General features: G+C 61.7%; 12 protein-coding genes. 10 read left to right on the top strand and 2 right to left on the bottom strand.

The window, feature by feature from the left end; genetic code table 11:
- Positions 1–6 precede the first annotated feature (6 nt).
- The 7 genes from AC3WOG_RS32890 to ccsB all read left to right on the top strand — a co-directional run bounded on the left by AC3WOG_RS32890 (position 7) and on the right by ccsB (position 7,867).
- Positions 7–507 carry a hypothetical protein gene (locus AC3WOG_RS32890; protein ID WP_492581910.1) on the top strand — a complete coding sequence of 167 codons (501 nt, stop codon included), beginning with the start codon at positions 7–9 and terminating at the stop codon, positions 505–507.
- A 42-nt stretch (positions 508–549) separates the two neighbouring features.
- Positions 550–1,368, top strand: a complete 819-nt coding sequence (locus AC3WOG_RS32885) for an outer membrane lipoprotein-sorting protein (RefSeq protein ID WP_492581909.1) — start codon at positions 550–552, stop codon at positions 1,366–1,368.
- A 27-nt stretch (positions 1,369–1,395) separates the two neighbouring features.
- A complete protein-coding gene (locus AC3WOG_RS32880; RefSeq protein ID WP_492581908.1) occupies positions 1,396–2,232 on the top strand; it encodes a LolA-like protein in 837 nt (278 codons plus the stop codon).
- Positions 2,233–2,234: 2 nt separating this feature from the next.
- Positions 2,235–3,926, top strand: coding sequence for a c-type cytochrome (locus AC3WOG_RS32875; protein ID WP_492581907.1), 1,692 nt, complete (start codon positions 2,235–2,237; stop codon positions 3,924–3,926).
- A gap of 99 nt (positions 3,927–4,025) precedes the next feature.
- Complete coding sequence (locus tag AC3WOG_RS32870; RefSeq protein ID WP_492581906.1) at positions 4,026–5,525, top strand: cytochrome C; 1,500 nt, start codon at positions 4,026–4,028, stop codon at positions 5,523–5,525.
- Positions 5,526–5,700: 175 nt separating this feature from the next.
- The gene (locus tag AC3WOG_RS32865) at positions 5,701–6,384 is read left to right on the top strand and encodes a c-type cytochrome (RefSeq protein ID WP_492581905.1); all 684 of its coding nucleotides are present in this window, start codon (positions 5,701–5,703) and stop codon (positions 6,382–6,384) included.
- 331 nt (positions 6,385–6,715) lie between these two features.
- A complete protein-coding gene (gene ccsB, locus AC3WOG_RS32860; protein WP_492582533.1) occupies positions 6,716–7,867 on the top strand; it encodes a c-type cytochrome biogenesis protein CcsB in 1,152 nt (383 codons plus the stop codon).
- A 52-nt stretch (positions 7,868–7,919) separates the two neighbouring features.
- Here ccsB and AC3WOG_RS32855 read toward each other — a convergent pair whose 3' ends face one another.
- Positions 7,920–8,555, bottom strand: coding sequence for a lytic transglycosylase domain-containing protein (locus AC3WOG_RS32855; RefSeq protein WP_492581904.1), 636 nt, complete (start codon positions 8,553–8,555; stop codon positions 7,920–7,922).
- Positions 8,556–9,127: 572 nt separating this feature from the next.
- On the opposite strand from AC3WOG_RS32855, the gene AC3WOG_RS32850 reads away from it, so the two are divergent.
- On the top strand, positions 9,128–9,919 hold the full coding sequence (locus tag AC3WOG_RS32850) for a response regulator (RefSeq protein WP_492581903.1): 792 nt from the start codon (positions 9,128–9,130) through the stop codon (positions 9,917–9,919).
- A gap of 11 nt (positions 9,920–9,930) precedes the next feature.
- On the opposite strand, the gene AC3WOG_RS32845 is transcribed toward AC3WOG_RS32850, so the two are convergent.
- On the bottom strand, positions 9,931–11,064 hold the full coding sequence (locus AC3WOG_RS32845) for a sensor histidine kinase (protein ID WP_492581902.1): 1,134 nt from the start codon (positions 11,062–11,064) through the stop codon (positions 9,931–9,933).
- A gap of 518 nt (positions 11,065–11,582) precedes the next feature.
- Here AC3WOG_RS32845 and AC3WOG_RS32840 point away from each other — a divergent pair.
- Complete coding sequence (locus AC3WOG_RS32840) at positions 11,583–12,158, top strand: SCO family protein (RefSeq protein WP_492582532.1); 576 nt, start codon at positions 11,583–11,585, stop codon at positions 12,156–12,158.
- A 30-nt stretch (positions 12,159–12,188) separates the two neighbouring features.
- Entirely contained in the window at positions 12,189–12,878 is a 690-nt protein-coding gene (locus AC3WOG_RS32835; RefSeq protein ID WP_492581901.1) for a response regulator, read from the top strand.
- Positions 12,879–12,932 lie beyond the last annotated feature (54 nt).

Here is a 12,932-nt window from a genome sequence, read left to right as displayed (position 1 = left end):
GCTGCAATGAAACTTCGATCCTCCTCGACGTCGCCGGTAGTGCTGTTCGCGAGCAGCGTATGTCTGGCCGCGACCGTGATTCAAGCGGTCGCGGCCCAGCCGGGCGTACCGGCGGCGTCCACGTTCAGGCACTCGCCGTATTTGCCCGTGAGCATGTCGCAGCACGCGAAGAACTACTACGGGCTGATGAAGGGCATCGACAACCTGAGCGTGCGCCGTACCGCATCGGGCAATCTGATTCGCTTCAGCTATCGCGTGACCGATCCGGTGGCGGCGCACCTGCTCGGCGAGAAGACCGCGACAGCGTATCTGTACGGGGAAGCGAGCCATGTGTTGCTCGAGATTCCGGTCATGGACAAGATCGGCCAGCTGCGCCAGACCGGCCCACTGGAACCCGGTCAGGAATACTGGATGGTGTTTTCCAACAAGGGCAATCCGATCAAGGCGGGGGACCGGGTCGACGTATTCGTCGGCTCGCTCCATATCGACGGACTGATTGTCGAATGATCGCGGGACAGCGATCTGCTACATAAATAGAGGAGGTGGCTCATGACCCGGTTTCTTTTGATTGCGCTCTCCGCAGCCTCTGTGGCGGGTGCTCTGGCATCCGGCCCGGTTGCGTTCGCGGCCTCGACCGCAGGAACGGCCCAGGCCGCGGCGGCGAGTCATCTGAGCGCGGCGCAGATCGTCGAGCGGAACGTCGCGGCACGCGGCGGGCTTCAGGCGTGGCACGCGGTCAATGCAATGACGATGTCGGGGCAGATCGAAGCCGGCGGCAAGAAGAACACTAGGCTGCCGTTCACGATGACGTTGAAGCGGCCGCACAAGAGCCGATTCGAGGTGCGCTTCAACGATCAGACGGCGTTTCAGGTCTACGACGGCGCACAGGGCTGGAAAGTGAGGCCTTTCCTCGGACGCGATGAAGTCGAGCCCTATACGCCTGCGGAGGCCAAATCGGCCGCGGTATCGGCTGAACTGGACGGGCCGCTGATCGACTATGCGAGCAAGGGCTCGCGGGTCGAGGCGCTGGGCATGGAGCAGGTGGAAGGGCATCGCGCGTACGTCCTGAAAGTGACAACGAAAGACAATGCGTCACGTCGTATCTGGATCGACGCAAGCAGCTTTCTTGAACTGAAGATCGACGGCGAACCGCGCAAGCTCGACGGCAAGATGCACGACGTCGCCATCTTCTATCGCGACTACCGGAAAGAAAGTGGTCTCGTCGTGCCGCACACGCTGGAGACCGTTGTCACCGGCGGCAAACAGCCGCACAAGTTGACGATCGAGCATGTCACGGTGAATCCGCCGACGGACGACACCCTGTTTGCGAAACCGCAACTGGCGATGGCCAAAATGCCGAGCCACTAGCCGAACATCCGTGCGAGGTTCACGGCCATGACAAGAATCGTATTGTGGATGCTCGTCGGCTGCCTGACGATGGCGGTGTACGCGAGCGAGCAGATACCGGCGGAGCACGATCTGAGCGCGGACCAGATCGTCGAGAAAAACGTCGCTGCGAGGGGCGGCCTCGACGCATGGCGCAAGATCCAGACGATGGTCTGGGTCGGACACGTGGATAGTGCGAACGCCCCGGCGCAGGATCTGCCGTTCATGCTCGCGCTGAAGCGCCCGAACAAGACACGTTTCGAGATCACCGTGCTTAACCAGAAGGCGATCCGGGTATTCGACGGGCGGCAGGGCTGGAAGCTGAGTCCGAGCGTCATGGGCAGCGGAGATTTTCGGCCGTACACGATGGACGAGTTGAAGTCCGCGCATGACGAGCAGGTTATCGACGGCATGCTGATCGACCATCAGGCGAAGGGCGTCGATGTCACGCTCGACGGTATCGATAAGGTCGACGGACACGATGCCTACCGCCTTGGCGTGAAGCTGCCTTCCGGTGTGACCCGTCATGTGTGGGTCGACGCGCAAAGCTTTCTGGATGTGAAGTACGACCGCCAGGCGCGGGGCGCTCACGGGCCGGTCACAGTGGAAGTGAGGTACAGCGACTACAAGAACGTCGATGGGTTGCAGATACCGTTCACGATCGAAAGCGGCGCAGCCGCTTCCGGCAAGCGCGACAAGCTGACGATCGACAAGTTATCGCTCAATCCACCGCTGGACGACGCGATGTTCACGAGGCCCGCCTCGCAGGGCCACCGCAATTCGGTGTCGCTCGACGCCGGTGCCTCGCCGCCGGTGCTTCGCGCGATGACCCGGCCGACGCCGTAGCCATGGACTGCGCCCGGGTCAGCCAAGCCATCGCGCGGGTACGGCCGCGCGCGGCGCGCACGCTCGTTCAATGCGTGTTGCTCGCTGCGCTGATGGTGCCGGTGGGCAAGGCGAGTTGTGCTCCCGCAGCGCCGCCGGTCACGACAGCGAGCACAGGGGAAGCGATCTTCCAGACTGGCGTGCTCGGTTCGGGCGAACCGCTCGAAGCGATGCACGACGGCGGCGTGAACCTGCGCGGCGCGGCAGCGGCCTGCATGAATTGCCATCGGCGCAGCGGCCTCGGCTCCAGAGAGGGAACGACCAGCATCCCGCCGATCACCGGCCGGTATCTGGTCCATCCTCGCGCGGACAGCCCCGACGATCTCGACATACCCTACATTCCAGGCATGCGCACCAATCGCGAGCCCTACACCGACGCGACGATTGCAAGGGCAATACGCGACGGGGTCGACTCGGAAGGCAAACCGCTCAGCAATCTGATGCCGCAGTACACGCTGAACGACACCGACATGGCGGCGCTGATCGGCTATCTGAAGCATCTCGATCGACGCGCGCCGGCGGGTGTCACGGACACGGTACTGCACTTCGCGACGATCGTTACACCCGATGCGGATCCGGTGAAACGGCGTGGCATGCTCGATGTGCTCAAACAGTACTTCGACGATAAGAACGTGTTTCCGCTTGGCGCGACGCCGCCGCTGCGCTCGTCGCGCAAAATGATGTTCATGGTCAATCGCCGCTGGGAGCTGCACGTGTGGGCGCTGAGCGGTCCGCCGGCGACATGGCATGAACAGTTGAGGCGCTATCTGACGGAGCAGCCGGTGCTTGCGGTGCTGTCGGGACTCGGAGGCAAGAACTGGGCTCCGGTCCACGAGTTCTGCGAGCAGGAGGCTGTGCCGTGTCTCTTTCCCAATGTGGAAGTGCCGGTCGAAACCGACCACGATTTCTATTCCGTGTATTTCTCGAAGGGCGTGCTGCTCGAGGCGGATCTGCTTGCCAGGCGGATTCTCGATGAAGCCGGCAGCAAGCCGGCGCAAGCGGTGAGAAGAGTCTGGCAAGTCTATCGCGCGGGCGACAACGGCCAACAGGGTGCGCAAGCGCTTGCCGCCGTATTGAAGGGCCACGGCATGGCGGTGGCGAACCGCGTTCTTGCGCCGGGCGACAGCGTCGCGCGCGCCATGCATGGCATTTCGCGTGCGGACGTGCTCGTGCTGTGGCTGCGTCCGCCCGACATCGCGGCGCTTGGCCGCCTACCGCCGCCGTCGGACACGGTGTTCATGTCGGGGCTGCTGGGCGGGCTGGATAACACGCCATTGTCAGCGAGCTGGCGCGGCGTCACGCGCCTCGCGTATCCGTTCGACTTGCCGGACGGACGGCGTGTCCGTGTCGACTATGCGTTCGGCTGGTTCTCGATCCGCAAAATTCCGATGGTCGCCCCGCAGGTCCAGGCGGACACCTATCTCGCGTGCGGCCTGCTTGCCGAGACGCTCAGCCATATGGTCGATGCGTTCGGCAGGGAATATCTGATCGAGCGTATCCAGGACATGCTTGAACGCCGCATCCTGACTGGCTACTATCCGCGCCTGACGCTGGCGCCGGGGCAGCGCTTCGCGTCCAAAGGCGGCTATATCGTCCGGTTTTCCGAGCCGGATCGGGTACGGCTCGTCGCCGACGGTGCGTGGATAGTGCCGTAGTTTCGTGAGAACCGCGGGCGCCCATCGAAACGCGATGGACTGGAGCGCCCCCCTACCGCAAGAGTAGGACATTGACCCCTGTCGGACTTCATCGCGCGTTTGCAAAATGAAAGTGTGGCGTGCAGTGAGCAATGTGAACCGCCATTGATGCAGTCCCATGTTTTCATCACTCGTGTTGTAAGGCGGCCGGGAGACGGCGCAGGGGAGACGGCCATGCCAAAGGCTTGTATCGGCAATCAGGCGCTTTATCGTCTGCTTCGCCGCGGCGCGACAGCCGCGCTCGCGGTGCTGTGTCTGTTTCTGGCTTCCACCGCGCACGCGTTGCCCATCTTCGCACGCCAGACGGGGCAAAGTTGTGTGGCGTGTCACGCCGGTGGGCAATTTCCTGAGTTGACGCCCTATGGGCGAATGTTCAAGTTAAATGGTTATACCCTCGGCGAACGCACGATTCCGCTCGCCGTGATGGGAACGGTCGATGCGACCAAGACACGGCACAACAACGACGTTAACGGGAATCCGATTTCTCCCAAAGACGGCAATCTGACCTGGGATGCGGCGAGCATTTTCCTCGCCGGGAAGATCACCGACAAGATCGGCGCATTCGCTCAATATACCTACACGAACTACGATCACCAGAATGGCGACGGCCGGTGGATCGGTAAATGGGCATCGGACAACACCGATGTCCGTTACGTGGAACGGATCATCGGCGAAGCGAGCGACTTCATACTGGGCGTAACGTTGCACAACAATCCGACCGTGCAGGACGTCTTTAACACCGCGCCTGCATGGAGCTACCCCTACCTTTCTTCGTCGACGAGCGCGGTTGGGTCTCCGCAGTTTACGCCTCTCATCGAGGGCGCGTTGGCGCAGCAGGTCGTCGGCATCGGCGGCTACCTGTACTGGAACAAGTTGGTATACGCGGAACTGACCGCGTACAGCACCGCCGACGGAATCTGGTCGTTTCTGAGCCACGGCAGCAAGGCCGGAGACCTGGCCCACCCGCAGACCTATCTGAAAGGCTACAACCCGTATTGGCGCCTTGCGCTGACTCGCGAATGGGGCCCGCATAACATCATGCTGGGGACGTTCGGGTTGCTTGCCGACGTCTATCCCAACGATCCAAACGCTTTCCCGATATTCACGCAGGGTGTGACCCGCTATCGCGATATCGGTGTGGATGCGCAGTATCAGTACCTGCTGGAACCGCATACGATTACCGCACAGGCGCGCTACGTTCACGAGAATATCAGTGATCCGAATAATTTCGTTTTAGGCGACAGCCAGTCGGCAAATCTCAAATCGATGCTGCTGAAAGCGTCGTACATCTATCAGGCCAAGTACGGCGTGAGCCTCGCTTTCTTCAATGTGACGGGCAGCACCGATAGCGTAGCTTACGCCAGCAGCGCGAACTTTTCTCCTGCTACGCAAGGATGGATACCCGAGATCTTCTGGATTCCGGTGCAGAACATCCGGGTCGGCCTGCAATACACGCATTTCACTAAATACCTTGGATCCCGATCCAACTACGACGGTAACGGACGCAACGCGTCGGACAACGACACGCTGTTTGTCTACTTATGGGCCGCGTACTGGTGACATCGACGCCGGTGTTTGCCACTCAAGTCAGTCGTACTTGCCCCTGGAATAAAAGGAAGGTGCCTTGCGTTTTTGCAGTATCGGCGGAAACGAGGGCGTTGAAATACGCACTGATTGCGCTGCGCTTTGTCGCGCAGCCTTTAAGGGCAATAAGCGCAGTTTGGAGGTTCGTGACATGAACAAATTGGCGCAGTTCATCTCTCTTGGGATGTTGCTTGCCGGGTCGGGTTGTCACGACCTGGAACGGTCCAGGGCAGTCGATAACCCGTCTGTCCCCGGAAAGACAATTGCTCTGCAAGTCTGCTCGAACTGTCATGGCGTGAACGGCGTGTCGGTATCGCCGACCTTTCCCAAGCTGGCGGGGCAACGACGGGAATACCTCGTCGATCAACTGACGGACTTCAAGAATCATGCCCGAACCGACCCGAACGCCAAACGATTCATGTGGGGCTTTACCCACTTGAGCGAGGCGCAGATCAACGAGCTCGCTACGTATTTTTCAAGTCAGCACGCGGTTCTGGGTGAAGCCGGCGACCCGGCGCTCATTCACCAGGGGAAAGCGATTTTTGCATCGGGCCTGCCGGACAAGGGCGTCGCGGCATGCGTATCCTGTCACGGCCAGCACGGCGAGGGGAAGGACACGTTTCCTGGTCTGGCTGGGCAGCACGCGGACTATATCGTGAAGCAGCTGATGGTGTTCCAGCGCACCGAAGATAGGCCTCGTGGTGAAATCATGAAGTCGGTCTGCGCCAATATGTCGGAGCAGGACATGCGTGCCGTCGCGGCCTTCCTTGAGGCGTTTCCGCCGGAGACCGAGGCGTCGGTCAGTCCGCCGGCCGGCCCTGAGGCCAGTCAATGAGGAAGCTTGTTTTGTGTATCGCAGCGCTCGTGAGCGCAGCGAGTCGGACGCTTGGCCGTCTGGCCGGTTTGCGTGGCGCGAACGAATCGTGGATGGGCAGCAGCACCTGCAAGAACGTCAGCGTCATCGTTCGGATCGATGCGGTTGAGGGCGTCGCTAACGGTGCGGCGAACAGTTTGTGCTCCGTCCCCCGGCGGGCACTCTTTTTACAATCGGCAGCGCGCGTTTCGGAGCGAATCTTTTCGTAACGGTAAAGACCATGAACCTGCCACGATTGTCTCTTGATGCCGGCGTGCCGGACCCAGCGCCCGCGCCTCAAAAGGACGCCGCGATGACCGCGGCTCAAGCATCGACGCCGCTCGACGAGCGGCCGTTCCTGAAGCGTCTCGGCATGACCGACTGGCTGTTCGCCCTCGCGATGGTCGCGGGCGCGGGCTTCGCGCTGTCGCGCTATCACCCGTTCATGAACTACTACGACAAACTGGTGCTGGTGTGCGCCGTGCCGGTGTTCGTCGTGCTCGGCTGGCGCTGGAAGCCGGTGCGCCCGCTGATGGTGGGCATCGCCGCGCTGTCGCTGTTTGCGATCCAGCTCTATCAGGGCGATCTGACGCGCGCGGATAACGCGTTCTTCCTGAAGTATTTCCTGTCGAGCCAGTCCGCGATTCTGTGGATGAGCGCGCTCTTCGTATTCGCCACGGTGTTCTACTGGATCGGCCTGCTGTCGCGCTCGCCGACTGGCGCCGCGATCGGCTCGAAGATGACCTGGGCCGCGGTGCTGATGGGCTTCGTCGGCCTGATGGTGCGCTGGTATGAGTCGTACCTGATCGGCGCGGACGTCGGCCATATCCCGATCTCGAACCTGTATGAAGTGTTCGTGCTGTTCAGCCTGATCACCGCGCTGTTCTACCTGTACTACGAGCAGCACTACAACACCCGCGCGCTCGGCGCATTCGTGCTGCTGGTGATCGGCGCGGCCGTCGGCTTCCTGATGTGGTACTCGGTCGCGCGCGACGCGCAGCAGATCCAGCCGCTGGTGCCGGCGCTGCAAAGCTGGTGGATGAAGATCCACGTGCCGGCGAACTTCATCGGCTATGGCAGTTTCGCGCTGTCGGCGATGGTCGGCGTCGCGTATCTGATGAAAGAGCGCGGCGTGCTGGCCGATCGCCTGCCGGCACTCGACGTGCTCGACGACGTGATGTACAAGTCGATCGCCGTCGGCTTCGCGTTCTTCACGATCGCGACGATTCTCGGCGCGCTGTGGGCCGCCGAAGCGTGGGGCGGCTACTGGAGCTGGGACCCGAAGGAGACGTGGGCGCTGATCGTCTGGCTGAACTACGCGGCGTGGCTGCATATGCGCCTGATGAAGGGCCTGCGCGGCGCGGTGGCGGCCTGGTGGGCGCTGACCGGCCTGCTGGTGACGACCTTCGCGTTCCTCGGCGTGAACATGTTTCTGTCGGGGCTGCATAGCTACGGCAAGCTGTAAAAAGCGTAGCGCGGCGCTTGCCGCGCCGCTCGACCCGCTCACTCACGAAGGTCTAGCCGCTGGCCGTAAGCAGCCGCCGATAGCGGGAGAGTACGCGCGGAACATATTGGCGCGTCTCGGGCAAGGACGGAATGCGATAGCCGGCTCGAATCACCGCATTCTCTCCGGCGTTGTACGCGGCCAGCGCGAGTTCCATGTCGTCCTTGAAGAGATCGAGCAGAAAGCGCAGATAGCGCGCGCCCGCCAGCACGTTGTCGCGCGGATTGAACATATTGCCACCGGAAAAGCGCCGTGCCGTGTCGGGCATCAACTGCATGAGCCCCTGCGCTCCTTTGTCCGATACCGCGTTCGGGTTGTAGCTGGATTCGACGTCGATCATGGCTCGCAGCAGTTCCGGCTGGACGCGAAACGTGCGACTTGCTTCGTCGATCACATCCGCGAAACGTGCGATATCGATGGTGGCGCTGAACGCGGCATTGGTCCGCTTCGCGCCGCCTGCCGCCGGCGGATCTCCAGCCACGATGACGGTCAATCCCACCTTGCCGGGTGTGTTGGTCAGGACGATCGCGCCGTTGCTGTCGACCGCACCGAATATGTCCGCCTGCGCGACGCCGGCCGACGCCATACCGAGCGTGATCGATACCACTCGTATCGCGTTCATCGACAGGAAAGAAGGGCGCCTGCACATGTTCGATATCCCCTTGCGCTGTCATTGTGGTTCGCGCAAAAGGACGTCGGCAATGGGGCACTCTCCTCCTTTTCAAAGCGCCGCCTGGGGGGCTTTCACCCTGTGTGCAGAAACGTTACATCTGTAATGGATCGTTACGACGTCAGGATCATGCGGCGTTCGCAAGCCGCTTCAAAGAAAGAAAATAATTCCGGTGTAAACGATGGTCAATAGCAGGCACTGTTAATTATTTGCCGATTTACGCGCGAAGCATACTCCATTCGTGTTATTACCAATGTCAGATTCAGCCCGGGAATTATCATTTTTGAAACGTTTTGGGCCGGAATTTCTAATTCGATTTTACTTTTGTAGCGCACAACAACGCTGGGTGCGGGCCGCAGGCCGGTGGCGCGAACCTTGCGGATTAAGGCTGTACGGACGCTAAAGCAGTATTAGCACATGAATATGTTATGTTAAAGAAAGAAATATACAAGGAATTAGAAAGAAATAATTGAAAGAAGAATATTGGCCTGCCAAAAGGCAGCCTTCCGGTTGAGCACTCAACCGGCCATGTCGTACGAGGGGTGGGGATCGTGAATATCAAATATCGCGTACTGGTTGTCGAAGATCACGATCTGCTGCGCAACGGATTGTGTTCCATGCTTTCGGCGCAAGGCGATTACGACGTGGTCGGCGAGGCGAGGGACGGCAAGGAAGCCTGCCATCTCGCGATGACGCTCAACCCCGATCTGATCCTGATGGATCTGTCGATGCGCGGCATGAACGGCATTGACGCCAGCGCGGCGATCAAGCGCCGCTCGCCGCTCGTGCATATCGTCGCGCTCACTGTCCACCAGAACGAGGAGTACGTGCGAGAAGCGCTTCGCGCGGGCGTCGACGGCTATGTGCTGAAAGACGTTTCGTTCGATGAACTGATCGTTGCGATGCGCGCGGTGATGCAGGGGAAAAAGCATCTGAGCGCCGACGTCTACGGCTACATGGTCGACTCGTTCATTACCGGGCGCGAAGCCGTGGCGCCGAAGAAGGCCTGGGACATGCTAACGGCGCGCGAGCGCAGCGTACTGAAGCTGATTGCCGAAGGGCGCACCAACCGGCAGGTCGGCCAGTATCTGAATCTCAGCCCGAAGACGATCGAGAAGTATCGCGCCAGCGTCATGCACAAGCTCGCCATCGAGAATTTGACGGAGCTCGTGCTGGTCGCCATCAGCATGGGCCTGCTGACCTCTCTCGCGACCAAATGCGCCGAGCGCAGTACTGACGATACGCTAGTGCACTTGCCGGCGGCGCACACCGACCCATCGACTGAAGCGGGCAGTATCGCGGAATTGCCGGTGCCCCGGGTGAGCGGATCGGCGGCAGGGTGAGGCGCGGCGCGTCAGAGCGTCCAGCTCGCCGACACGAGCGTTCCGTTGTTGTCGGAGGAGTGAACCGAGAGAAAACCGCCCTGCGATTCGACTCGGTGTTGCATCCCGGTCAGGCCGAGACCGGTCGAACTCACTTCTTTCGAAGAGAGCGGACGCGTGTCGTAGCCGGTTCCGTTATCCTGGATCGTCAGCAACAGACCCGTCTCGATCCGCTGCAGCGCGAGCCGGATTGCGCTCGCGGCCGCATGCTTGACGGCATTGTTCAGCGCTTCCTGCGCGACTCTGAAGATGTCCGCTTTCAGATGCTCCGGCACATCCCGGTCGTCGACGTCGCAGTGAAAGTTCACCACGAGGTGCCCCGCGCCGCGCTCCACGCCCCGGCACAGCGTGTTCAGTGCCGCGGGCAGGCCCAGCCGCTCGAGGGCAAGCGGACGCAGCTCGCCGCATATCTGCCGCATCTCGCCGATGGTCTCGCGTATCTGCAACACGGTGGCGTCCAGCTTCTGCGCAGCGTCTTCGGCTTGTCCGCGGCGCAGACGCATGCGGGCGTCCTCGACCATCAGCTTGATCAGCGTCAGCGCCTGGCCCAGGCCGTCGTGCAGGTCGGCGGCAAGGCGTTGACGTTCCCGTTGCTGACCGATCATCAGATACTTCAGTCGATTGCGTGCCCCTGCCTCGGATGACTGAGCATCGTCCGTAAGCGGCGCATCAGGCGCAAGCGGTTCCTCGAAGAGCGTCAGGCGCGCGCGGTCCTCGTCCTGATTCTCTGCGATCAGTTGTTGATGAAGCATGAGCCGGGCCGGGCGGCCGGTGCGGCCGGCCAGCATCATACTGAACGAATGAAACTCGCGAGCGGGCTCCGCGGACAGATGAGCGGCGAGCGACGCGCGATCGCTCTCGGGCGCCATATCCAGCAGCCGGCGGCCGACCAGCTCGCCGCTGGCATAACCCAGCAGCGCCGCAGCGCTGCGGTTTGCGGACAGGAACAAGCCATCCGGTGACAGGATCGCGAGCGCTGCGCCGCGCGCGTCGGTGACGCCGCCCGCTTGCGGTTCGTCGAGCCGGACCGCGATCCCCAGCTTGCGCATCGCCTCGACGAGGTCGCGCAACTTCAGCTGTCGTCCCTCGGGCTGGCTTGCATGCATGGGGTCCCCCAGCGAGTTAGCTTAAGGAGAACTTAAGCTGCTAACGGATTGTAGGCCTCAGTATGCATACCTGCCAACGGGGCATGTCCGGACGCAAAGGGGGGGACACCCCGCGCGGCAGGTGGCGGGCTTTTCCTCTGGCAGGCATACCCTACTGCGCTTTGGGGGGCTTTATCCAATGACGCGCGAGAGCGGATTCATGAGACTGAACAGACAGGGCGGAGCGCCTGCGGCTACGCATTGGGCGACGCGCCTCGTTTCTTGTTCCGTATCCGGAGACCGCGATGAAGATCAACCGCACATGGATGATAGGCGTATTCGTGCTGGCCGGCACCGGGCTCACCAGCCTCGGCGCAATGGCGGCAACCGCCGAAGACATGGCCGATAGTGCAGCAATGGCGGTACAACATCAAAAGACGATGGCGGATATGCAGCCCGCTGCTGCCGAGGAGGCTGCCGATAGCGCGGCAATGGCGGCACGGCATCGCGAGACGATGGCGGCGCAACCTCACGACACCATGACCGACATGAAGCCGGCACCGGCTAAAGAGGCCGCCGACGGCGCCGCGATGCACATGCACCACCACAACATGACGGCGGGCACGATGCGCTCGACGGTCGAATACACGCTGCCTGCGGTCACATTGGTTCGTGACGACGGCAAGGCCGTCTCTCTGGTCGATGAGTTGAACGACGGCCGCCCGGTCGTCCTGACGTTCATCTACACGACGTGCACGACGATTTGCCCGATGGTCAGCCAGACCTTCGAGGAATTGCAGGGCAAGCTGGGTGTCGATCGTGACAAGGTCCATCTGGTGTCGATCTCGATCGACCCCGAACAGGACACGCCGGCACGCCTGAGAGCGTACGCCGCCCGGTTCGATGCGGGCCCCGAATGGCAGCACTACACCGGCACGGTCGAGGCGAGCATCGCCGCTCAACGCGCCTTCAACGTCTATCGCGGCGACAAGATGAATCACACGCCGGTGGCCTTCTTCCGCGCCGCGCCCGGCAAGCCATGGCTGCGCATCGACGGTCTCGCGACGCCGGCGGAATTGTTGAGCGCCTACCACGAAGTCGTCGCCTCGAACTAGTCGCGTGGGTTCTGGCCGGGAGCGAACAAAGTGGAGAAGAAGTATCGGGTACTGATTGCGGAAGACCAGCATCTTCTGCGCGGCGGCCTCTGCACGATGGTGTCCTCCCTGCCGGATTACGCAAGCGTCGGTGAGGCGACAGATGGACTCGAGGCGTGCTGCCTCGCCGGTACGCTGCGGCCCGATCTGATCCTGATGGATCTCTCGATGCCGTGCATGAACGGCATCGAGGCCATCGCCGTGATCAAACGGCAGACGCCGCAGATACGCATCATTGCGCTCACGATTCACTGCAGCGACGAGTACGTGCGAGCGTCGCTAGCGGCGGGCGCGGATGGCTATGTGATCAAGGATGCCTCGTTCGAAGAACTCGTCAACGAAATGCGTCTTGTGATGCAGGGCAAACGCAACCCGGCTTTCGACGGGCACAGACACCGCAGCGTGCCGCCCGAGTTACTGCCGGGCGTTCCACAACCGACGCAGGTATGGAACACGTTGACCGGCCGGGAACGTGCGGTGCTGCGGCTCGTCGCGGAAGGGCACACCAATCGCCAGGTCGGCGAGTATCTGAAACTCAGCCCGAAGACTATCGAGAAACACCGTGCAAGTCTGATGCGCAAGCTTGGCGTCAAGAATGTCACCGGTCTCGTGCGCATCGCGCTCGACATGGGCGTGCTCGCGCTGCCGAACCACCCAGACGATCTCATCGGCTTCCTCTGAGCAACGCCGGAACTGGAGGGTCTTTCCCCATCCCTTTGGACGGGTCTCCCTACT

The sequence above is a fragment of the Paraburkholderia sp. FW306-02-B genome, assembly GCF_058782725.1.
This window is presented reverse-complemented; position numbering and strand designations above follow the sequence as displayed.